This window comes from Pontibacter pudoricolor (assembly GCF_010092985.1).
Classification (GTDB): Bacteria; Bacteroidota; Bacteroidia; order Cytophagales; family Hymenobacteraceae; genus Pontibacter; species Pontibacter pudoricolor.
In genome coordinates this window covers 3,376,935-3,399,329 of record NZ_CP048106.1, presented here as the reverse complement: position 1 = coordinate 3,399,329, position 22,395 = coordinate 3,376,935, and the positions used below count along the sequence as shown (strand labels likewise).

Annotated in this window: 28 protein-coding genes; 13 read left to right on the top strand and 15 right to left on the bottom strand. The window is 45.4% G+C overall.

Annotation, left to right across the window (positions count from 1 at the left end):
* Positions 1–218: 218 nt before the first annotated feature.
* The 3 genes from GSQ66_RS14770 to GSQ66_RS19070 all read left to right on the top strand — a co-directional run bounded on the left by GSQ66_RS14770 (position 219) and on the right by GSQ66_RS19070 (position 3,688).
* Positions 219–2,597, top strand: coding sequence for a ribonucleoside-diphosphate reductase subunit alpha (locus tag GSQ66_RS14770; protein ID WP_162428174.1), 2,379 nt, complete (start codon positions 219–221; stop codon positions 2,595–2,597).
* A 428-nt stretch (positions 2,598–3,025) separates the two neighbouring features.
* A complete protein-coding gene (locus GSQ66_RS14765) occupies positions 3,026–3,544 on the top strand; it encodes a transposase (protein ID WP_162428173.1) in 519 nt (172 codons plus the stop codon).
* 21 nt (positions 3,545–3,565) lie between these two features.
* Positions 3,566–3,688, top strand: coding sequence for a hypothetical protein (locus GSQ66_RS19070; protein ID WP_262887831.1), 123 nt, complete (start codon positions 3,566–3,568; stop codon positions 3,686–3,688).
* Positions 3,689–3,792: 104 nt separating this feature from the next.
* Here the strand turns inward: GSQ66_RS19070 and GSQ66_RS14760 are convergent, their stop codons facing one another.
* Together GSQ66_RS14760 and GSQ66_RS14755 are read right to left on the bottom strand one after the other, a co-directional pair.
* A complete protein-coding gene (locus GSQ66_RS14760; RefSeq protein WP_238395708.1) occupies positions 3,793–4,428 on the bottom strand; it encodes an OmpA family protein in 636 nt (211 codons plus the stop codon).
* 285 nt (positions 4,429–4,713) lie between these two features.
* The gene (locus GSQ66_RS14755) at positions 4,714–6,426 is read right to left on the bottom strand and encodes a T9SS type A sorting domain-containing protein (protein ID WP_162428172.1); all 1,713 of its coding nucleotides are present in this window, start codon (positions 6,424–6,426) and stop codon (positions 4,714–4,716) included.
* Between the two features lie 546 nt (positions 6,427–6,972).
* Here GSQ66_RS14755 and GSQ66_RS14750 point away from each other — a divergent pair.
* Entirely contained in the window at positions 6,973–7,359 is a 387-nt protein-coding gene (locus GSQ66_RS14750; protein WP_162428171.1) for an Hsp20/alpha crystallin family protein, read from the top strand.
* A 43-nt stretch (positions 7,360–7,402) separates the two neighbouring features.
* On the opposite strand, the gene GSQ66_RS14745 is transcribed toward GSQ66_RS14750, so the two are convergent.
* From GSQ66_RS14745 to GSQ66_RS14730, 4 genes are all read right to left on the bottom strand, one after another.
* Positions 7,403–7,669: a hypothetical protein gene (locus GSQ66_RS14745; protein WP_162428170.1), complete on the bottom strand. Its 267-nt coding sequence runs from the start codon at positions 7,667–7,669 to the stop codon at positions 7,403–7,405.
* 124 nt (positions 7,670–7,793) lie between these two features.
* Positions 7,794–7,973, bottom strand: coding sequence for a hypothetical protein (locus GSQ66_RS14740; protein WP_162428169.1), 180 nt, complete (start codon positions 7,971–7,973; stop codon positions 7,794–7,796).
* A 72-nt stretch (positions 7,974–8,045) separates the two neighbouring features.
* Positions 8,046–9,422: a serine hydrolase gene (locus tag GSQ66_RS14735; protein ID WP_162428168.1), complete on the bottom strand. Its 1,377-nt coding sequence runs from the start codon at positions 9,420–9,422 to the stop codon at positions 8,046–8,048.
* A 174-nt stretch (positions 9,423–9,596) separates the two neighbouring features.
* Positions 9,597–9,824, bottom strand: coding sequence for a hypothetical protein (locus GSQ66_RS14730; RefSeq protein WP_162428167.1), 228 nt, complete (start codon positions 9,822–9,824; stop codon positions 9,597–9,599).
* 215 nt (positions 9,825–10,039) lie between these two features.
* On the opposite strand from GSQ66_RS14730, the gene GSQ66_RS14725 reads away from it, so the two are divergent.
* From GSQ66_RS14725 to GSQ66_RS14700, 6 genes are all read left to right on the top strand, one after another.
* On the top strand, positions 10,040–10,468 hold the full coding sequence (locus GSQ66_RS14725) for a GNAT family N-acetyltransferase (protein ID WP_162428166.1): 429 nt from the start codon (positions 10,040–10,042) through the stop codon (positions 10,466–10,468).
* Positions 10,468–10,776 (top strand): hypothetical protein, encoded by a 309-nt coding sequence (locus GSQ66_RS14720; protein ID WP_162428165.1) that lies wholly within the window; start codon positions 10,468–10,470, stop codon positions 10,774–10,776. Before GSQ66_RS14725 ends, GSQ66_RS14720 begins: the two co-directional genes overlap by 1 nt.
* Before the next feature lie 55 nt (positions 10,777–10,831).
* Positions 10,832–11,557, top strand: coding sequence for a hypothetical protein (locus GSQ66_RS14715; protein ID WP_162428164.1), 726 nt, complete (start codon positions 10,832–10,834; stop codon positions 11,555–11,557).
* Between the two features lie 43 nt (positions 11,558–11,600).
* Positions 11,601–12,311 (top strand): alpha/beta fold hydrolase, encoded by a 711-nt coding sequence (locus tag GSQ66_RS14710; protein WP_162428163.1) that lies wholly within the window; start codon positions 11,601–11,603, stop codon positions 12,309–12,311.
* A gap of 5 nt (positions 12,312–12,316) precedes the next feature.
* Complete coding sequence (locus GSQ66_RS14705) at positions 12,317–12,736, top strand: septal ring lytic transglycosylase RlpA family protein (RefSeq protein ID WP_162428162.1); 420 nt, start codon at positions 12,317–12,319, stop codon at positions 12,734–12,736.
* Between the two features lie 118 nt (positions 12,737–12,854).
* Complete coding sequence (locus GSQ66_RS14700) at positions 12,855–13,214, top strand: hypothetical protein (protein ID WP_162428161.1); 360 nt, start codon at positions 12,855–12,857, stop codon at positions 13,212–13,214.
* Between the two features lie 17 nt (positions 13,215–13,231).
* On the opposite strand, the gene GSQ66_RS14695 is transcribed toward GSQ66_RS14700, so the two are convergent.
* The 7 genes from GSQ66_RS14695 to GSQ66_RS14665 form a co-directional block, all read right to left on the bottom strand.
* A complete protein-coding gene (locus tag GSQ66_RS14695; RefSeq protein WP_162428160.1) occupies positions 13,232–13,564 on the bottom strand; it encodes a DUF962 domain-containing protein in 333 nt (110 codons plus the stop codon).
* A gap of 80 nt (positions 13,565–13,644) precedes the next feature.
* Positions 13,645–14,397, bottom strand: a complete 753-nt coding sequence (locus GSQ66_RS14690; RefSeq protein WP_162428159.1) for a ZIP family metal transporter — start codon at positions 14,395–14,397, stop codon at positions 13,645–13,647.
* A gap of 9 nt (positions 14,398–14,406) precedes the next feature.
* Positions 14,407–15,144: an SAM-dependent methyltransferase gene (locus GSQ66_RS14685; protein ID WP_162428158.1), complete on the bottom strand. Its 738-nt coding sequence runs from the start codon at positions 15,142–15,144 to the stop codon at positions 14,407–14,409.
* 177 nt (positions 15,145–15,321) lie between these two features.
* On the bottom strand, positions 15,322–15,633 hold the full coding sequence (locus tag GSQ66_RS14680) for a hypothetical protein (protein WP_162428157.1): 312 nt from the start codon (positions 15,631–15,633) through the stop codon (positions 15,322–15,324).
* Positions 15,634–15,741: 108 nt separating this feature from the next.
* Entirely contained in the window at positions 15,742–16,329 is a 588-nt protein-coding gene (locus GSQ66_RS14675; protein WP_162428156.1) for a hypothetical protein, read from the bottom strand.
* A gap of 73 nt (positions 16,330–16,402) precedes the next feature.
* A complete protein-coding gene (nadC, locus tag GSQ66_RS14670; protein WP_162428155.1) occupies positions 16,403–17,266 on the bottom strand; it encodes a carboxylating nicotinate-nucleotide diphosphorylase in 864 nt (287 codons plus the stop codon).
* Positions 17,267–17,330: 64 nt separating this feature from the next.
* Positions 17,331–17,732, bottom strand: a complete 402-nt coding sequence (locus GSQ66_RS14665) for a DUF4783 domain-containing protein (RefSeq protein ID WP_162428154.1) — start codon at positions 17,730–17,732, stop codon at positions 17,331–17,333.
* A gap of 221 nt (positions 17,733–17,953) precedes the next feature.
* Here GSQ66_RS14665 and gpmI point away from each other — a divergent pair, with 221 nt between their 5' ends.
* The 3 genes from gpmI to GSQ66_RS14650 all read left to right on the top strand — a co-directional run bounded on the left by gpmI (position 17,954) and on the right by GSQ66_RS14650 (position 21,663).
* On the top strand, positions 17,954–19,480 hold the full coding sequence (gene gpmI / locus GSQ66_RS14660; protein WP_162428153.1) for a 2,3-bisphosphoglycerate-independent phosphoglycerate mutase: 1,527 nt from the start codon (positions 17,954–17,956) through the stop codon (positions 19,478–19,480).
* A gap of 5 nt (positions 19,481–19,485) precedes the next feature.
* Positions 19,486–20,061 (top strand): hypothetical protein, encoded by a 576-nt coding sequence (locus GSQ66_RS14655; RefSeq protein WP_162428152.1) that lies wholly within the window; start codon positions 19,486–19,488, stop codon positions 20,059–20,061.
* 150 nt (positions 20,062–20,211) lie between these two features.
* Positions 20,212–21,663 carry a M43 family zinc metalloprotease gene (locus GSQ66_RS14650; protein WP_162428151.1) on the top strand — a complete coding sequence of 484 codons (1,452 nt, stop codon included), beginning with the start codon at positions 20,212–20,214 and terminating at the stop codon, positions 21,661–21,663.
* Positions 21,664–21,667: 4 nt separating this feature from the next.
* Here GSQ66_RS14650 and GSQ66_RS14645 read toward each other — a convergent pair whose 3' ends face one another.
* Positions 21,668–22,093: a secondary thiamine-phosphate synthase enzyme YjbQ gene (locus tag GSQ66_RS14645; protein ID WP_202923357.1), complete on the bottom strand. Its 426-nt coding sequence runs from the start codon at positions 22,091–22,093 to the stop codon at positions 21,668–21,670.
* Positions 22,094–22,141: 48 nt separating this feature from the next.
* On the bottom strand, positions 22,142–22,318 hold the full coding sequence (locus GSQ66_RS14640) for a hypothetical protein (RefSeq protein ID WP_162428150.1): 177 nt from the start codon (positions 22,316–22,318) through the stop codon (positions 22,142–22,144).
* Positions 22,319–22,395 lie beyond the last annotated feature (77 nt).

The window sequence follows — 22,395 nt, the reverse complement described above, 5'->3', positions numbered from 1 at the left end:
GCCTTTAAGCCACCAACGGGGATACTCTTCTCCACTATATAGTAGAAGCATTTAGCTTTACCTATAAACTATTGTATTGCAACGGCTTATACCACTCCGCGTATTAGCTGACTGTATCTTATACTTTAAATATTATATGCTCGCTGCACAGGCAGTGGCTTCCAAAAATATATTCTGTTAATAACCCGGGCTTTTGAATCCCGCTAAGTGTATATACTATGTTAGTAGTTAAAAGAGACGGCCGGCGCGAATCCGTTAAATTCGACAAGATCACTGCACGCATCGAGAAGCTATGCTATGGCTTACATGCTGATTATGTATCGCCGATTGAAGTTGCCAAAAAGGTAATTGATGGCATTTACGATGGCGTAACGACAGTTGAGCTGGATAACCTGGCCGCTGAAACGGCTGCATCGCTAACTACCAAGCACCCGGATTACGCGGTACTGGCAGCCCGTATTGCTATCTCTAACCTGCATAAGGTTACCAGCAAGTCGTTCTCCAACACCATGAAGCGCCTGTATACTTACACCGACCCTAAAACCGGTGAAAATGCATCGCTGCTGGCAAAAGACGTGTATGAGATCATCCGTAAGCATGCCGCTACGCTGGACTCAACTATAATCTATGACCGCGACTATAACTATGACTACTTCGGCTATAAAACACTGGAGCGTTCGTACCTGCTGCGTTTAGATGGTAAGATAGTGGAGCGTCCGCAGCACATGCTGATGCGTGTAGCCGTTGGTATACATAAAGAAGATATCGAGTCTGCGATTGAGACTTACAACCTGATGTCGGAGAAGTGGTTTACACATGCTACTCCTACATTATTTAACGCTGGTACGCCTAAGCCACAGCTGTCTTCGTGCTTCCTGCTGGCCATGAAGGACGACAGCATACCAGGCATTTACGATACCCTGAAGCAATGTGCGCAGATATCGCAGAGTGCAGGTGGTATTGGTCTGAGCATTCATAACGTGCGCGCTACAGGTTCTTACATCAAAGGCACAAACGGAACATCTAACGGTATCATCCCGATGCTGAAAGTGTTTAACGATACAGCCCGCTACGTTGACCAGGGTGGTGGCAAGCGTAAAGGCGCTTTCGCTATTTACCTGGAGCCCTGGCATGCCGATATCTTCGACTTTCTGGAACTGAAAAAGAACCACGGCAAAGAAGAAAACCGTGCCCGCGACCTGTTCTATGCCCTTTGGACACCAGACCTATTCATGAAGCGTGTGGAAGAGAACGGCGACTGGAGCCTGTTCTGCCCGAACGAAGCGCCTGGCCTTGCCGAGTGCTGGGGTAAAGACTTTGAGCGCCTATATGAGAAGTATGAGCGTGAAGGCCGTGCCCGTAAAACGGTAAAAGCACAGGATCTATGGTTCCATGTGCTGGAGTCGCAGATTGAGACCGGTACACCATACATGCTGTATAAAGATGCTGCCAACAGCAAATCAAACCAGCAGAACCTGGGAACTATAAAAAGCTCGAACCTGTGCACCGAAATAATGGAGTACACCGACGAGAACGAAGTTGCTGTTTGTAACCTTGCATCGCTGGCATTGCCGCGATATGTAAAAGAGAACGGCAACCATAAGATATTCGATCACCAGAAACTGTTTGATGTAACGTACCATGTTACGCTTAACCTGAACAAGGTAATTGACATTAACTATTACCCGGTGCCGGAAGCCCAGAACTCTAACATGCGCCACAGACCAATTGGTTTAGGTGTACAGGGCTTGGCTGATACCTTTATTGCGCTACGTATGCCTTTCGAGAGCGAAGAAGCGAAGAGACTGAACGAAGATATCTTCGAGACGATCTACTTTGCCTCTATGACAGCTTCTAAAGACCTGGCGAAGAAGAACGGTGCTTACGAAACATTCCCGGGTTCTCCTTTATCAAAAGGTCAGTTTCAGTTCGATATGTGGGGTGTAACACCTAAGTCGGGCCGTTGGGACTGGGAAGAGCTTCGTAAGGAAGTAATGGAGCACGGCGTTCGTAACTCGCTGTTATTAGCGCCAATGCCAACTGCTTCTACTGCCCAGATATTAGGTAACAACGAATCGTTTGAGCCTTATACTTCTAACATTTACCTGCGCCGTGTGCTTTCAGGTGAGTTCATGATCGTGAACAAACACTTACTGAAAGACCTGATCGCGCTTGGCCTTTGGAATGACAAAATGAAGCAGGATATTATTGCAGCTAACGGCTCGGTACAGGATATCCCGAACATACCGCAGAACATTAAGGACCTGTATAAAACTGTATGGGAGATCAGCCAGCGTACAGTAATTGATATGAGTGCCGACCGTGGTGCTTACATCTGCCAGAGCCAGTCGCTGAACCTGCACGTAATGAACGTGAACTTCGGTAAGCTGACGTCGATGCACTTCCATGCGTGGAAGCGTGGCCTGAAAACAGGTATGTATTACCTGCGTACCAAAGCTGCTGTTGATGCCATTAAGTTTACTGTAGAGAAACAAGCCGCCGAAACCCTTTCGCCGGTTTACAACCAGGACCAGAACCGCAGCGACATGGCCTGCTCACTTGATGATCCGGATAGCTGCGAAGCCTGCGGATCGTAAATAACTAAAGAAGGAGGGCTCAATGTCCTCCTTCTTCTTTTCCTACCAAGTATAAATTGACCCCAAGTTACTGCTGACTCCCAATCGGCGGATGGAATAATATTGACCATACTTTTAGCCAACCTTTAATACATAATATTTTCGCCGTTGTTGGTGTTTTCACCAACAACTTAACGTTAACTACGAAGCATTAACCATTTACATTCTCAACGGTCTAATATCTGCAGTAAGAGAAATAGAAGCTACTACTGTTTGCAAACCCAAAGCGGTTGTTGGTGAAAACACCAACAACGGCGTAAGACGTTAACATTGGCGTAGGTAATGCGCAAAGAATAGACAGGATAGAAACGAGGGCGAACGACTTGCAAAATAGAGGTTAGAAGACTTCTACATGCAACATCATGACATATCCCGTAGTATGTTAACAAATGCACGAGCAACAGCATATTGCCTACTTCACAGCTACTATTCTGGAATGGAAGCACTTGTTAAGGCCTGATAAGTATAAGGAGCTAATTATTGATAGCCTACGCTTCCTGGTAGAGCAGAAAAGAGTAAAAGTATATGCATTCGTCATTATGCCTAACCACCTTCATTTACTCTGGAAGATGGAAGCACCATATAAACGGGAAGATGTACAGCGGGATTTCATGAAATATACCGCACAGCAAATAAAATATGATCTGATAAAGAATCACCCTCAAGTAATGGAAAGGTTCCGGGTAAATGCCACAGACCGTCAGTACCAGTTCTGGGAACGTAACCCTTTATCAATTTACTGCTATTCTGTTGCGGTCACCGAGCAAAAGCTGAACTACATACATCAAAATCCGATTCAGGATAAATGGCAATTAGCACCACTACCCGAAGCTTACTTTTACTCATCAGCCAGGTTTTATCAAGATAATAAAGATGATTTTGGCTTCTTAACACACTATTTAGATTAAATAAAATCCATGTGATTGTTGGTGAAAACACCAACAACGGCGGGCAGGTGGCTTGGTGACAGAGACTGGTATATGAAATTTCACGAAGAGGATACGGGCGGCTTTTCAACTATAGTTCCAGTTATTGAGCAAGATGAGATCTAAAAGGCCTGGCAGCGTACGCAGCTCCTGCTAGCGTCTGACCAATAAACGAAAAGCACCTGAGATCTCTCCCAGGTGCTTTTTACCAAATTATAGTTTATAGTTGCTTAGCTGTTACGCACGGCAATTTCTACACGGCGGTTTTGCTGGCGGCCTTTGGCTGTTTCGTTAGAGCCGGCTGGTTTTGCTTCTCCAACAGGATGCACAGAAATACGCGAGGCATTAATGTTTCCATTCTTTATTAACCAGTTCTTTACAGCTTCAGCACGTTTTTCGGCCAACTCTTTATTATAACCGGCACTACCTTTTGCATCAGTATACCCATACACACGTATAGGGCCGTTTTTGCTACGTTCTGCTATGGAGGTGCTGATCTCCTTAAGGTTTTCTTCGGCACCTTTCCTGATCTCCGCTTTGTCGGTGTCGAACAGGATATTTTCCCCTAGAGAGTAAACACTGTAATTATCATTCTTACGAACTTCCATTTCACCGACTTTAAACATTTCCCACTCCGTGTTAGCGATGTCTAAATTGTTCCAGTCTGCATCTCCGCTGGCATCAACGTCAACTATAGTTCCATCTGCTGCTGAGTCCGGGGAGTTTGCGTTTTCGAAGGCAACGGCAGTATCTGCAGTCGCTTCTTTTGCCTCGTCTTTGTTAGCTTCAGTCTGCTTGCTCATGTCGTTGCACGAGGCCAGTGTCATCATCATGGCACCGGCCATGCCTAATATTATTCTATTCATCGTTTTATAGTTATAGTTTTAAGTGCGCATTTTAAGTATGCTGCATTGTTAATACGCCAAAAGTACAACCACGGACAACTATAAAACGGGATTGCTAATTTACTGCAAGGTAGAAAGAGATGCGAAGATCAGGAGGCAGGTCTGATTGATGTTTGTGGGATAATTAAATAGGAGGGAATTTAAGCGAAAGCAACTATAAACTATAGCAATTAAACGACACAAAAAACCCCGGCTAAAATAGACGGGGCTTTCTTTATTTAGATTAGAATAGTTTCTGTGAATAAATTATTTTTTCAGGAAACGATATGTTTCGCGAACCTCACCGTTGGTTATAGTTACAAAGTAAATGCCCGCCTGCAGGTCCTGTACCAGAACTACTTTTTCAAAGTCTGATACCTGAGCAAACGCTGCTATAGATCTGCCGGCTGCGTCAACTATAACTACATCGGTGGCGCCGGCTGCGGGGGTAAAAGCTATAGTTACCTTGTCAGTGGCTACCGTCGGGAAAACCTGCGCAATGGCGGCTCCTGCCTTTTGAGCTGCAAAATTTACACTTATAGTTTTAGAGAACTCGGCGGTGCCATCATAGTCAACCTGGCGCAAACGGTAGTAGTTTACACCTGTTGCCGTTCTGGTGTCGGTGTAGCTATAGTTCAGTTTACGGTTGCTATTTCCGTTACCTGCTACCTCACCAATTTTACTGAAGTGCTTGCCGTCCTGGCTGCGCTCTACTTCAAACCGGTCGTTGTTCTTTTCAGATGCCGTAACCCAGGTAAGTATCGTTGTGTTTTGTTCGCTCTTTGCTTTAAACGATACCAGCTCTACAGGCAGCGGTGTAATAACCTGCTCTTTTCTCCAGGAAAGATTATGAATTGCCATACCCTGTCGACCATTTGCATTTTGTGTAGCAGATGCATTGCTGTACTGAATAACAACACGAGTAACCGGCTGAGAGAAAGTGACCATTACATCTCCTTCGCTGCCAGCGTTATCTGTTGCTGTTAAACCTGTTAAAGCAGAAGAAGCAAACTGGTTATTTGATGTAGCCTTTACTTTGTTCTTTACAAGTTGTACCGGTGTGCCGTTGTAGTAACCTGTTATAGTTAGTTTATCTGTAAACTGGTTCAGGGCTACGTCTACATCAAAAACAGTGAAGGTCAGGTCTTCTACAGGCTTGTTAAGATCCAGCTGTATAACGGAGCCTGCTGTGGTAGCTTTACTTAACTGTATCAGCGTAAACGACTTTGTTCCTGGCTTATAGGTCTTATCGTCAACTTTAGTGGATTCGTATGTCACACCATTGTTTAAAGCCGAAGACCAGCGCATCGTTACACCATCAACAGTGTAAGGCGAAGCTGAATTGTTACCAGAAACGATGAAAGGGTTCTCGTCAAGCGGACGTGTAGACCAATCAAACGCAGAAATTCCTGTTTCCGGAGTGCCTATTATAGTAATATCATCTATGGCATAGTAGGCAGCCTCGTTGGCGTTATTAACGGCATAAATGATCTTCCAGTAAAGTTTAACTTCCGGCATTCCCATAATAGCGGCAGGCAGTGCTATGGGAGCACCGTTATTTGCTTTGTTCCAGATGCCGTTGGTATTGTTGGTGGTTTTATAAAAAGTAGTACGAGGACCAGCACCTATGCTGTACTGCAGTTCAACTTCAGCGGTAAGTAGCGTATTGTTTTTATATGCGTTCCTGAACTGCTCCCAGGTAATAGTCGCATTGCTGTAACCCAGCGTAGAGACTTTAATGAACAAGCTTTTTGCTCCTGAAACCTCATTCATCGTTCTAGCATAGGTGCCTTTTGATGATTGCGCTAACGTACTCGGAATTGCACTGGAACCACTCCATGAGTTTGCGGGATCAGCGTAAATCCCGGCTATAACGCCCTGACTTGTTGTGTTAAAATTTTCGTGGTGAAGCAATACCTGGGCAGATGCTGCGAAAGTGAAAACCAGGAAAGTAAAGAGGGTAATGTAAAATTGTTTCATATAATACTGTTGACTATCAGCCTATATGAAATAACTATGCCACCCGATTTTTTTACTATATAGTTAACGTGCCATTACTTGCAACTCCAGTTATTAACACTAAAGCCAATGCATCTTATCATTGATAGTCAAGCAATTACAAGACAGTCTGTAGTTTTACTATATTTTAATTTGATTTTACTCTTAGATAAAAGCAGCCATTACATAGTCCTGATATTCCATAGTTGGGAAAAGGGAATGAGAAATGGGAAATTATAAACTGCCCTTTTTTAAACTATAGTTCAGCGTTTTGGTGTTGCGCTACAGTATGCATTAATAAGTTTTAAGCACGTCTGTTGTTATAGTTTAGTTATTACGGGAACGGTTTAGGTTTGCAACAAAATTGAACTATATTGCTCCCTAAAGCTGCCAGAATGACCACAGAAAACTATGGTATCAGGTACTGGCAAGCCATATTGACAAACACTTAACTCAGGTTTTAAAGTTACAGGTATGGCACGTGGTTTGCATCTGGTAATATAAGAATTAGATTAGAGGAGGAAGGACATGAACCTGATTAATAATAATGATTTTCTGAAAAATGTAGCGCAGCACCTTAACTTGTTCAACACGGTTGCAGGTGGTATCAGCGAGACAAATGTTACGGTAGCGAAGTATAAGAAAGGGGCAGTTATAAAAGTCTGGGCTGCCAGTGTAACGCCGGAGTCGTTTAAGGTGATGGTGCACAATAACCAGCTTACTATTTACTCGTTACTGCACAGCCACGATAACCCTGAACTTACTGTGCCTATGTTTAACCGTGTGTTTGTAATACCACCACAAGTAAATATCAGCAACATTGAGGCAGTATACCAGGACGGGAAACTGCAGGTAAGGCTGCCTTATCACAGTGCAGCTATCAGGCCGAAGGAGATCGAAATTAAACAACTATAAAAAAAGAAGGGCTGCTAATTTAGCAGCCCTTCTTTTTTTATAGTTACTGTTGCTTTATAAACTTCGCTTTAATAATAGAGGTCATATAATCATGCACTTCTACTGTTTCCTGGTCATAGGGGAACGTGTTGTACTGATCGGCTGTGGTCTGGGATATCCTGCAACCGTTATTGATCATCATATAAATTAATTCACGCAACCGGTATGGGTGTCCGGCTACGTTCAGGATGCAGACAGCATCGCTGGTTTCCACGTGCAGGAACATGTGCTGCACATGATTAACATCCGTCATTATTTCCTGATCAGACATAGGCACTCTTTGATTTCTTTGGCTTTGGTTTTATACTATAATTCCAGAAAAGCCAAAATAGTGCCATCATCCCGCATTGTTTCATTTAAACAACTAGCCTGCAACAACTTATAATTACAAAGCTTTACCTGCGGGGATATTGTTTGCGCCAGCCAATAACGAAAACAATTACCCATACAGGGTAAAAAGGAGATAGTACAGCGGCTATATAAGGATCTACAGTAACCATAAGCACTACCTGCAGCATAAAGGTAATTATAGCCCCAACTATAGCAATGGTGTAGTATTTATTGTTCCTGATCATATAGCAACTTACGGGCAAAGCAAAAAAGCAGGAAGACTACTCCCTGCTTTTAAGATCTATAGTTGGTTATAGTTAGTTTATTCTGGCTGCGGGCATGGTTCTGCCGCCATGGTGCATCAACATTTTAGCTATCTTTCCTTCTGCATCTCTTTCAAACGTGATCAGGGCAGGGGCAACTTTCAGGAAGAACTTATCTTCTGCTTCCGGAAACATTTGAAACACGTCATTATTCGGTCCTTCGGCAAAAAGCTGCCCATCTTGTAAGGTAACTTTAAAGCTCATCTTCGGAGCCACCTGGTACTCGCCCACATAAGCTGCCAGCTGCGAATCAGAAAGGGGTGTTAGAGTGTGCACTACCGGTACCTGGTATTTTTCGCCGAGCACTATAGCTGTTACATCTCGTGAGATTGGCCCGTTTACCTGCTGCGATTCATAGTTACTGAGGATAGTGATCGCTATTCCGCTTTCTGGCAACCGTATAAAGTTAGCTTTAAAACCATTAATAGCACCGCTATGACTTAAACGCTGCTGCCCCGCTACAGAATCTATCACCCAACCATAGCCATAGCCTTTCATAACCGGGGTAAACATCTGGTTTTTAGAGGCATCACTTAGCAGCTTGTTTCCTTTCAGGCCAGCATCAAACTTAGCCATATCGGTTGGGGTACTGTAAATGGCCCCGGCGGCATTGCACCAGCTCATATCTATCGGGCTTGCCGGTTTGCGATCCAATCCGTCGTGGTTGTAACCTAAGGCCAGCCCCTTCACCGGTTCGCTTAACTCAACCCCTGTGCTTTGCATTTTAAGTGGCTTTAGTATCTGTCGGGCCAATACCTTTTCGTAAGGCTTGCCTGTTACCTGTTCAATTACCTGCGCCAATACAACATAGCCGGTGCTGCTGTACTTCCATTTACTGCCGGGCTCAAACTCCAGGGGTTTGTCTTTTACCAGCGCCAGTATATCTGGTATGGTAGCTGGTGTGGTATTTACACCTTTCCAGAAATTAACAAAGTCCGGCAGGCCTGCTGTGCTGGATAGCAGGTGATGCAGTGTGATCTTATCGCCGTTCGGGAAATCGGGGAGGCATTTGCTTACTTTATCCTGCACATTAAGCTTGCCCTGCTCCTGTAGCTGCATGACCAGTACCGCTGTAAAAGACTTTGAGATAGAGCCGAGCCTGTACTTTACATCAGCACCGTTAGGTAACTGTTTTTCATAGTTGGCCATCCCGAAGCCCCGGCTGTAAATAGTCTTTCCGTGCTCGGTTACTGTTACTGTGCCGCTAAAAGTGCCTTGGGCCAAGTGTGCGCCCAGGTACCCGTCTAGCTTGCCCGTCACCTCTTTCTGTACCTGTGCGTAGGCATTACTTACACTAAATGCTACTGTAACTGCAATAGCGACAGCCACTTGTTTTGCTACAAACATGCTGTTCATGATACTTTTTTTCATAGTTTTATTTTGCGCGTTATTCTTCTTATCTATAGAAGCTGATGCAAATATATAACACACTACTATGCAACGCAAGGTACTGTACAAAATAAACAGTGAATGGATTTTAAACTATAGGTGGAGGTGCTAAAAACGAAAGGGAACAAAACAGGAAGGCATAAAAAAACCCGGCACTTATGGCCGGGTGTTCATTAGTCTGAACGCTTCTGCTCTGGATATTTTCTTTTCCAGAATTAACGGCGGGTCGTCGTTCTTAGCAACTACCAACGTAAATTTGCTTTTAGCATCCTGGTAATAAATAAGTGTCGTAAGATCTTCATAGCCTATACTATAGATTTTACGCTTACTATTATTTCCAATAAAATTATATTTATCTAATTCAATATTCCTCAGTAATCTCATATCCCTACTATCTTCTGGTATTCTAAACGGATAGTATAGGGTATATTGTTTCAAAATCTAAAGGTTATGCCATGCATTCCTCTAAATAATTATACAATTGAGGACAATACAGTAAACAGCTAAAATTAACTATATTAGGATGTTCCGGCTATTTCAGGAATTTTTATAGCTTAGCAAGTGCCTTTAAACTGGTAAATTTTCAGATCAGATCTCTTATGTCCAGCTTTATTATCAGAGAGCTCACTACCCTGCCTGACATGCTGGAGCAGCATGCCTTAATTCAGCAACTTAACCCGGCTATGGAGGCGACACAATACAAAGAGCTGCTCAACCAGATGCTTCCGAACGGGTACCGTATGGTTGCTATATTTAACGATGAGAAATGCCTGGGCCTGTCTGGTTTCTGGATCAACACAAAACTATACAGCGGCAAATACCTGGAGATAGATAACTTTATAGTTGATGCGGCTTACCGATCGCAGGAGCTGGGCAAGCGCTTAGTGGACTGGATGCACCAGCTAGCTATAGATGAGAACTGCCAGACCATTATGCTGGACGCTTATACTTCAAACAATGCAGCACACCGGTTCTATTTCCGGGAAGGATTTCATATTAAGAGCTATCACTTTTATAAAACATTGTAATGGAACGAAGTAAGTTTAGTTTCTGGATATGGCTGTTTTACTTTATTCTGTTTGAGGTGGTGGTGTACCTGGGTCTGAGCTATTTGCTATCCGGGCTCGGCGAAAGCAACCAGGTGCAGGAAGAGAATACCGTGGTTCCAAATTGGGTAAAAGCGGTGGTTTTTATACTTTTATACCTGCTATGCATGCTGATAGCCGTTATGGTTGTAAGCAACATGGTACCTAACAAATACAGGCCTCAGCTTATGAAATGGGTATACCTGGGTTTGCTTGGCTTACCTGTTATGCTGATCCTGCTTTTTAACTAATACAATACTTTAGCTGCATATATTCGTTAGTAGTTATAGTTTACAGCGCATCCACATGAAAAAACAATTTTGCCTGCTGCTTTTACTTTGCCTTATAGCTGGCTTAAATGCCGTTGCACAGAACACAAAACCGTACTTTATAAAACTGCAGGACGGACAAGTGGTGCAGGCCCGGAAGATACAGCTCAAATCGCCGTTATTTAAGTCGAATTACTTTTTGCTCGATGACTCGTTACGGTACAGCCCTGCCATGATAAGCGTTTTCCAGAACGAAGACGGCTATTATGCACGGGTAGAGCCCGGCAACAGCTCCGAAGCTTTTGCCAAGCGCATACTGGAAGGGCCTCGCATCGAAAAGTTCTATACATCGCGCACCACTTACGATAACTATGGCTACTCGCCTTATGGTTACGGCTACGGGTATGGTATGCCGCGTACGAGCCGCAAGCGCATTTATTACTTCTCTAAGGATGGCGGCCCTTTGTACCACTTTAACCAGGAAAACCTGGAGCAGGCTCTCAGCGATAATGCAGCCAGCTTAACGTTACTGCAAAAATACAGGCGCGAACGAATTATAGGTACCGGCGTTACCATTGTAGGTGCCGGCCTGATGGCACTGGGTGTAGCAAACTCCCAGCGCACTGCCGATGGTTCGGTAAACCTGTCGCCGGTGCTGTATGCTGGCGCAGGGGTGTTAGGAGCGCAGCTGGTTTTTAACCTGTTCCAGAAAGATAAGCTGACCCAGGCGGTTCAGGTATATAACTACCAGGTTAAACAATAAAAAGTAGTTTTCAGCTTTTAACTATAAGCCAACTATAAAACCTGTGGAGAACCTATTATTGTTGCACGGAGCCCTTGGCGCCGCCACTATGCTGGAGCCACTGAAGCAGGCGCTGGCAGAGAGCTATAACGTTTATACCCTGAATTTTGCTGGCCATGGCGGCAATGCACTATTAGAGCAGGGTTATAGTATAGAATTGTTTGCGCAGAATGTAGTGGATTTTATGCGGGACCGGCAACTGGAGCAGGTACATATCTTTGGCTATAGTATGGGTGGTTATGTTGGTTTGTACCTTGCGCAGCAATACCCCGGTCTTATTAAAAGTGTTTTTACACTGGCTACAAAATTTGCGTGGTCTGAGGAAACAGCTGCCAAAGAAGTTAAAATGCTGAACCCGGACAAGATAAAGGAGAAAGTACCGCAATTTGCTGCTATGCTTGCCCAACACCATGCGCCGCAGCTCTGGGAGCAGGTAATGCATAAAACAGCAGCTATGATGCAGCAACTTGGCAAGCAGCCTGTACTTACCCCGGATATACTTGCGCAACTACAGCTGCCGGTACAGGTTGCTGTTGGCGACCAGGATACGATGGTATCATTAGAGGAAACTATAGCGGCTTACCGCAACCTGCCAAATGGTCGTCTCCTTGTTTTACCTGCTACCAAACATCCGTTAGAAACTATAGCTGTCAGTCGCCTTGCCCAGGAAATTAATTTATTTTTAGCCCATACACCGGCTTCCATACCTGCTTAAGTCCTATGCTTTTCAGAAATACACGCTTACAGGCTGTTTATACTTATTTGCTTATAGTTGCGGTGTGCCTGAGCCTTGCCTCCTGTGCAAGTAGCAAGGCTAACTTTGGCCAGAAAGGCTACACCGAAGAAGGAAAGGCATCCTACTATAGCCGTAAGCTGCAGGGCCGCAAAATGGCAAACGGAGAACCTTACCGCCATGGCAAGCTGACTGCAGCTCATAAAAAGCTACCATTCGGAACCAAAGTAAAAGTTACCAACCTGGCTACCAATAAATCTGTGAAGGTTAAAATAACAGATCGTGGCCCGTTTGTGCAGGGCCGTATAGTTGACCTATCGGGGGCGGCAGCCAGGCGCGTAGGCATGATAGATTCCGGAGTAGCACCGGTAAAAGTGAAAGTGATCAGATCAGCTACGAAAAAATAAATAGGCATTTAGCTATACTTACTTAACTATCACCGCCGTTAACAGTAAAAAAACAATCATTCTCTAAAATATACAATCAAGCAGTTGCAAATAAGAGAATAAAAATATACTTTTGGGTGTGAGAAATGCGTGCCAACATTTACAGTTCATCTTCGCTGCAGCTATAGTAATTATGCTGCTGTCGATGCCATGCCCTGATGTGCTTGCAAATAATGACACCGCTACTACTACGCAAAACACTACTGCAACTGTAGATAACGACACTTCTGGCAATAAGTCTGTTGCAAAAGCTAAGGCCAAGTCATCTACCACACGGGTTAAAGATAAATCTGTGCTGGATGCTGAGGTTCTGGATAGCCCTTTAGCTTACTTTAAAGAAGCTTTCACCCCTGAAGATGAGAGTGAGGACAATATTGCCCCTGCACTGATGAACACGGTTAAAGCGCTGGTTGCCACGCTTCTTTCTACAGTAATTTAATTCCGCAGTTCCCTGCATTATTTCTGGCTCTTAAAGCCCTCTTTCCCCTGTAGTATATCAAAGAAAAGCTTAAAGTCTGACGCCAGGCTATAGAAAGGATATTTGAATGTAGCTGGTTTGTTACGCTCAAAAAAGAAATGCCCTACCCACGCAAAACCATAGCCAATTACCGGCACCACCAGCAACCAACTAAATTTACCTGTACTTACAGCAACTATAGCTACTATAAGAAGTAAGCCTGTACCAGTGAAGTGCAGCACCCGCGAAGTGGTATGCTGATGCTCTGAAAGATAATAAGGATAAAATTCCTGAAGCGATCTATAGCGCTTTGTTTCTGAGGTGCCTGCCATAGCGAATCTGTTTTATAAGGTATCAACTTACGCAAACCCGGCTATAGTTTCAACTATAGCTACTGCGCTATAGATAAGCTTTAAATAAAATCTGAAAGCAGTGCCAGTACCAAGCCAAGTAGCGTGGCTATAAGTTTGTTACGGTTAAAGCTATGTTCAGGGCTGGTCTCAAAAAGGATTGTGGTGGAAATGTGAAGGAAGTTACCGGCAACTAATCCTGTAAGTGCAGTATAAATCATTCCGCCCGGCGGCTCGTGCGCGAGTAGCGAGTTGCTTACCAGAATACCCAGCGGCGAGCCAATGGCAAATACCAGCAGCCAGGCAAAGGCCTTTCTAAAATTCTTTAACCGCGACAACAACACCGACATTAACGCAAAAGCTGCCGGCACGTGGTGCAGTGCTACACCCAACAAAACAGAATAAAAGCTGCCCTGGTGGTGCATATGGCCTACATCTCTGTAATCCTGATCTACCAGTATGCTTCCTTCTAAAAAAGAATGCACAAACAAAGACCCCAGCAACAGGAACGGAATAGTATCGGTGTCGTGATCATGGGCATGCGTGTGCATGTGGCCGTGCTCTACGCCATGCGAAAAAAGCTCCAGAATAAGCTGCAGAAAGAAACCGGCCAGCACCCAGTAACCAACTACGTGTGGCTCTTTGTTGCTCAGCAGTACATCGGGCAGCAGGTGTGTGATAGTTATGGTAAACAGGTAAGCTCCGCTAAAGGCCAGCGCCATTTTAAGCCAGCGCACATTATCCGGCGGAAACAGCTTAACCAGGAAACCCGACAACACTACTGTAAAAAACAGGACCAGAATGGCTATAAACATGCGGGGCGCTTATTTCTTAAGAACAAAAATCATACGTTCGCTGCTTTCCGGCTTGAAAGGACGCAGGTCGTAGTCACCGAATACTTCTGCCAGGCGTAGTTGAGCCATCCCGAAATACTCTAAAAAATCATTCTGGCGCAGAGCGCGCACTCTTTCTTCAAAACAGTAATCTTCGCCATCATCTGAGAACCGGATCGTTTTAACTATAAAGCCATTCTCAACGCCCCTGTGGATATGAAATTCAATGCCATCTACTTCTTTCTTCTCTTCCGCTACCAGGTTGGCAATGGTCAGGTCGGTGTTCATAAAATCGATAACCAGCTTGCCACCGTGTTTCAGCGATTTAGCTACGGCACATAGTGCTACCACATTCTCAGTCTCGTTCTCGAAATAGCCGAAGCTGGTAAACAGGTTCAGAATAAAATCAAATTCTTCAGGCTGGTATACTTCGCGCATGTCGTGCACGGCAAAATGTAGGCGCTTGTTCTCGAACTGTTTGGCGTAATCAATGCTCTGCGCAGAAAGGTCTATACCAGTTACGTCGTAGCCTTTCTGGTTCAGGTATACCGAGTGACGGCCTTTACCACAGGCAAGGTCCAGTATCTTTTCGTGCGGTTTGGGATGCAGGTGGGTAAGCAACTTATCCATAAACTGCTCTGCTTCCTGCTCGTCGCGGTTATTGTATAATATATGGTAGTAAGGAGAGTCGAACCAGGTACTGAACCACTCTTGTTCCGGTTGAGTCATCGCAGTTTATTATAGTTGCAATTGAGGTACAAATATAGGCTAAAATATCTGATCGTGGGTATACGGATAACTACAGGCAAGGTACTACTACGCGCAACTATAGTTTAAAAGCCATAAGAAAAGCCTGCCGCTACATAAGAACGGCAGGCTTTTTTTCTATGATCAACTCTGTTAAGCTTACTGTTTTTTAGCACCTGGCTGTACAGCCCCGGCAGCAGTGTTTGTTTCAGCAGCTTCGTTAATGCTGTCGCCCGGCTGGATGCTATTTGCACCTGCATCGTGGTTCGGCATTACTTCTTCATGTGTAGCTTTGCCATGTGCAGCTTCACCGTCAAGACCTGCATCCGATACATTAAAAGTTTTGCGGGTACCTGGCTCCACATAGTCTGTTGATACTTTTTCACCTGGTCTAAGGTCTTTCGGAGTATCGCACGAAGCCATAAATAAACCGCAAATTGCGGCACAAACTGCTATTACGTTCTTATTCATTTTTGTACGTTTTATACTTTCTCTATAGGTATAGCGCCTGCAACTATACAGGCAACAACTTCTATTATAATTACTTACGTTAGCGTGTAAAGCTAAGGTTATTGCACCTTACGCCAGCAGGTTCTTGCGGCGCAGCAGGCTTTCCATCAGCTTTACGTCGTTAGCACCCACAAATATACGATAAGGTAGATGTAAAAAAACCGGAGCCTGGAAAGTGCGGGCCACCCAGCCTTTCCAGCCACCTGGCAGCTGACTCGCCGTTGGCGGCTGCAGCCATAACAGGAATGCATCGCCGCTGCGTTCTGCCTTCTCTATCATATCCCAGGTCATGGTCATGCCTTCACGCTCGTTTCGCTTCATAATGATCTGGCGCGAGTCGATATCGTAAGTAAGTTTCTCGAACAGCACATTGCCCTGCTCTACACGCGTTACCCCAACTATCTGGGCCGAACGGAGTGCGATGAAAAGGATCGTAACTATAACTGCTGCTGCTACCCACCACCACGAAAAGCTGAACACCGCTGGCAACATAAGTGCTACAAACGGGATCATGGCATACCACCATTCGCGGCGCCAAACTTTGCCAAGGGCTACCTTGGTAAACATGTCTTTATCTAACTGGTACTTTTTGGTGCGAATCGCGCCCGGGGCAGGCCCCTGTTGAGCTCTAAAGCCTCCTCGATTTGGTTGTTGCATTCTTGTAATATCAGATTTTGTTGCCCTGCTGTTTCTTCTGCTTCTGTTCTCTGGCTGCAGGGCGGTGCCAAAATTATAGTTTATAAGCCTTCAGGCTCAGGTCAATGCTTTTAATAGAGTGTGTTAGAGCACCCACTGAGATATAGTCCACACCACACTCCGCTACCGAGCGTATAGTTGTCTCAGTTATGCCACCGGATGCTTCCGTTTCAAACTTACCACCGATCATGGCTACAGCTTCGCGCATCATTTCCGGGGTCATGTTATCCAGCATAATCCGGTGGATGCCGCCCGTTTCTATGGCTTGCTTTACTTCGTCCAGATTGCGGGTCTCAACTTCTATGCGCAGGTTCTTATCTTTCTCCTGTAAGTAGCGCTGGGTGGCAACTATAGCTTCCTTAATACCGCCGGCGTAATCCACGTGGTTATCTTTCAGGATGATCATATCAAACAGCCCGAACCTGTGGTTGTACCCGCCACCAATTACAACCGCCCATTTCTCCATTATCCGGAAGTTAGGTGTTGTTTTGCGGGTATCCAATAGTTTTGCGCCGGTGCCTTTAATAAGGTCTGTAAGGTGATGTGTGTAGGTTGCGATACCGCTCATGCGCTGCATGCAGTTAAGCACCAGTCGCTCGGCGGTAAGTATGCTTTGCGCTTTGCCTTTTACGGTCAGGGCTACATCGCCATATTTTATAGTTGCGCCATCCTGCATCAGTACTTCTACCTGCAGGGTAGGGTCTACGGCATTAAAAATATAACCGGCCAGCTCTACGCCCGCCAGTATGCCGTCTCCCTTCACAAGCAGGCGCGCCTGGTTCAGCGCATCCCCCGGAATGGAGGCCAACGACGAATGGTCGCCATCGCCAATATCCTCGGTAAGTGCCATCGCGATAAAATCGCTTATACTTTTTTCGGTCAGGTAGGTAGGTCTCACAGTGCAAAAATAAAAAAAGGCTCGGGATAAACCCCGAGCCTTGCTAAAAATATCAGCTTTATAATTAATCTTTTATAAAATTCATTGATTGTATCTTGGAATCCTTCATACGAACCAGCACGGTATAGCTTCCGGCTTTAGAAGTATAGGTACCAATGGCATATTGCTGGCCTTTATCAGACGAGCCCTGGTGGCTGTAAGTAAAATCTACAGGAGCATTTTTGCTGAAAAAGTTTTTCATCACAAACTCAGCCTGCGTGTTGCTGTAACTGGTAGCTTCTTTCCCGTTCAGGGTAAGCTCCACCACACTGCTAAAGTTGCGCGACAGATCTTTGGAAGATCCGGCTTTCATCGCAGACTTTACGCCATCCATAACACCGCCCTGCGCCATAGCCTGCCCACCAGACATACACACAACCCCTACCAGCAAAAAGAATACTACAGCAAACTGTTTTAGATTTTTCATAAATATTGTTTGTAACCCTTTACAGCTAATAGCTAAAACTATGCCAACTAATGTACAAAATTTTGGGCATTAAAGATAGTGGTATTTCAGTGAAATGTAAAAATTTCGGGTTCTGTTGTATTTAGGCTAAAACTATAGTTGGCGCGGCCATACAAAATACCGGGCTTATAACGTACATGTAAACTAAGCAGCCATTGCAAGATTATACCTATATTTGCAGCATGAACAAGCAGGTACTTTTAGTGATCCTGGACGGGTGGGGAATTGCCACCAACCCAGCGGTTTCGGCAATAAATAAAGCCAATACACCTTTCTACGACTCTATACTGGCAAAATATCCGCATGCACATTTACAGGCATCCGGCGAGGCTGTGGGCTTACCAAACGGACAGATGGGCAACTCGGAAGTAGGCCACATGAACCTGGGTGCCGGCCGCGTGGTGTACCAGGATCTTGTGCTCATCAACAAAACGATAGCCGACCATAAACTGCGAACCAGACCTGTTTTAGCAGAAGCTTTTAACTACGCCAAGGAAAACAAGAAGCCTGTTCATCTGATAGGACTGGTTTCGGATGGTGGTGTGCACTCGCACATCGAGCATCTGAAAGCACTCTGCACCGCTGCTTTTGACGAAGGCTTAAAAGATGTGTTTATCCACGCTTTTACCGATGGCCGCGACACCGACCCGAAAGGCGGCGTGAAGTATATGAACGAGCTGAGCGAACACATAGACCGCACTACCGGAACCATTGCTTCGGTAATTGGCCGCTATTACGCCATGGACCGCGACAACCGCTGGGAGCGTGTAAAACTGGCTTACGACCTGATGGTAAACGGACAGGGAATCTACTCTACAAACGTTATCGGATCTATTCTAGAGTCTTATAACAATGGCATTACCGATGAATTCATTAAGCCTATAGTTCGCGTAGACAGCAACGGAGAGCCGGTAGCAACTATAAAAGATGGCGATGTGGTGATCTGTTTTAACTTCAGAACAGACCGTGGCCGCGAAATTACACAAGCCTTAACGCAGCGCGACTTCCCGGAGCAGAACATGCACAAACTGAACCTGCACTACGTTACCATGACCAACTACGATGATACGTTTGAGAATGTAGCATCTGTTTTTGATAAAGATAACCTGAACAACACGCTGGGCGAAGTGCTGGAGAAAGCCGGTAAAACGCAGATACGAATTGCCGAGACCGAGAAATACCCGCACGTTACGTTCTTCTTTTCGGGTGGCCGCGAAACCGCATTCAAAGGCGAGCGCCGCTTATTGTGCCCATCGCCTAAAGTAGCCACTTACGACCTGAAACCGGAAATGAGTGCTTACGACCTGCGCGATGTGCTGGTGCCGGAGCTGCAACAAAAGAGCGCCGATTTTGTGTGCCTTAACTTTGCCAACCCGGACATGGTAGGCCACACCGGTGTGTTTGAAGCTGCCGTAAAAGCCTGCGAAGTAGTGGATGAATGTGCTGCCGCCGTAGTAACTACAGCCCTCGAAAACGGGTATGATACTATAGTTATAGCTGACCACGGCAACGCCGACTGTATGATAAACGAAGACGGAACGCCAAACACTGCCCACACTACGAATTTGGTACCGTTCATTTTGGTAAGCGATACGTTTAAGGGTGAGCTGAACAACGGTAAACTAGGCGACGTTGCCCCAACTATACTGGAACTGATGGGCATAGCACAACCAGCCGAGATGACCGGACAGTCCTTGATAAAACATTAATAACTGTGAGAAACTATAGTTTAGTCCTGGTGGGTAGTATGTTACTGGCGCTGGCAGCCTGCGAGCAACCTGTGCCGCGCAGTACTTCTGCCAACGACGACTACTATAACCTGACAGCTTATGTACAGCAGGAGAAACAACGCCTGCAGCAAGAGCAGCCTGCTGTACTTAAGTCTGTTAAAACGGAGAACGAGCCCGCCGAAACCATACAGGCAGACAGCCTGAACTGGGATGAAGAACTCACCGTTTTCGAAGAAGCTGATATCAGCAAGCCAACCCTGCGCGAATATTATACCCGCGAAGAACAAGAGCTGCCTGATGGCGGCACAGCCGTAACCTACATAAAAATGAAAGACGCTGAAGCTCCTGTTGAATACCTGTACCTGCAACTGAGCCCGGCAAAGAAAGTACAATACCTCGAGGCCACCTTACTGGACCAGAACCTGCTTTTTTATTCCAGGCGTAAGGCTATTTTAGAGGCAAGCCCACAGAGCGGCCACCTCGAAAGCTACAAAGTACAGGGTGTTCAGAAACTGATCTTCGGGGACTCATTACACTATAGTGTTCAGGCCAACCTATAGTTGCGCAAGCTGTTTATAGTTAGCCAGGTACACAAATAATTTAATATCTTTACGCTTATCCTGACAGATATTTCCGCGTACTTACTACTTCTATTCCTCAGCTTTATGCGATTTTTTGCTCTTATATGGTTTGTGCTGCTTTTTGTAGCAATGCCTAGCATTGGCCAGCAAAAAGGGCGTACGTGCGCAACAGAACTATACCAGCAGACAATCGAGCAACTACAACCCGGCATACAATTACAGCAACAGCAAGCCAAAGAAGCCGCACAGCAGTACCTCAGCCAGAAACTCCAGGGCCAGGAAATGCGCAAAGCCGCAGGGGCCATTTCCATTCCGGTTGTGTTTCATGTGGTTTATAACACCCCGGAGCAAAATATCTCAGACGAGCAGATCTACTCGCAACTGGCTGTACTGAATGCTGATTTCCGGAGAACAAATGCAGATAAGATAAATACCCCAACACATTTTGCCGCTTTGGCTGGCGATGCCGGTATTGAGTTTTGCCTGGCATCCACGGCTCCGGACGGGAGCGTAACAAATGGCATTACCCGTACTCAGACCAGCAGCGCATCATTCAGTGCAAACAATAACAACATTAAACGGCAGGACAGGGGCGGCGCACCAGCCTGGGACCGAAGCCAATACTTAAACATCTGGGTAGGCAATATTTCTGATGACATTTTAGGGTGGGCAACTTTTCCGGGCATGGGTTCTTCGTCGCAATATGATGGTGTAGTGCTGTTTTACAAAACGGTAGGAGAGCCGCCTTACAATCCGTTCCGGACACAATTTAATAAAGGCCGGACTGCCACCCATGAGATAGGCCATTGGCTCGGACTGCAACATATCTGGGGAACAGGCAACGAATCATGCTCCGATTCTGATTTTATTGACGATACACCAAATCAATATAAACCTAACTACGACTGCCCGTCCGGAACTATAGTTTCCTGCGAAAACGGCCCTTACGGCGACATGTGGCAAAACTATATGGATTACAGCGACGATGCCTGCATGAACCTGTTTACCAATGGTCAGATTGCTTATATGCAGGCAGTGCTTAATTCGTCGAGGAGCAGTTTGTTAACTTCTGTAGCTTGTAACGGCGGTCTGCGTGCCAGATTCGAGGCCGAAACAGATACGCTGATACAGGCCGGCGAGCAGGTACAGTTCAAAGATAAATCAATAGGTGTTAAGCCAAGCTCGTGGCGCTGGGAATTTGAAGGCGGCACACCGGCAACCTCAACAGAACGTAACCCGACAGTTACCTACAAAACGCCCGGCACTTATAAGGTACGCTTAACTATAGCCAACAGCCAGATGAGCAGCACTCAAACCAAGGAACAGTTAATAGAAGTTACACCAAACGACCTGACTGTTTACCCGGTACCGGCATCAGATTATCTAATTATTGAGCAGCCCGCACACGTAACGCTGCGCCAGGTAGAACTCCTGAGCAGGCTGGGCCAGGTTATGCTGAGCCGGAAAGTAACTACCCGCAAAGCAGAATTTAGAACTACAGGTCTGCCAAGTGGCTTATATTTCCTGCGTATCAGTAGCTCAGAAGGTGTAATTACCAAAAAGGTAACTATAATAAAGTAGCCCCTTAATTACTTCCGTTCAGGGTAACAACAATCCAACGTTTAGAGGCATGGTTGCGGTGCTCGCACAGGTAAATGCCCTGCCAGGTTCCCAGGTTAAATTTCCCGTTTGTAATTGGTATAGTTACGGAGCTGCCCAGTATAGCAGCTTTTAAATGAGCGGGCATGTCATCGGGGCCTTCGGAGGTGTGGCGGTAATAGCTTGCATTCTCGGGCACCATCTGGTTAAAGTGGCTTTCAAAATCCTGCCGCACGGTTGGGTCTGCATCTTCGTTTATAGTTAAGCTCGCCGAGGTATGCTTTATAAAGATGTGCGCTATACCCACTTTAATATCCTCCAGTTCCGGAAGCTGCGACTCGATCAGGTCTGTTATCAAATGAAACCCTCGCTGCACTGCCGGCAATCTTATCTCTTTCTGGTACCAGATCATTTTTATAGTTTAAGAGTTAGAGAGTTTGGGAGTTAAAGAATCTCAATGTTATGGACGATCGTTGTTCTTCTTTTCATCTTTTCTACTCACCTTGACTTCTTTTTTTACACGGCTTTTTTCGGCGTACTTATTTAGTAAAGAATTTTCATCATCTGCTATCTCGTCAAGTTCTTTCTTAGAAAGTCCACTCAAATCTTTTCGGGTAACATGATAACTTTTGGACATAGTTCTTATACCTTATCTTCTCATTATTCTCATTGCACACCAATTAAAATCAAACTGGAGCAACATTCCCAGTACTT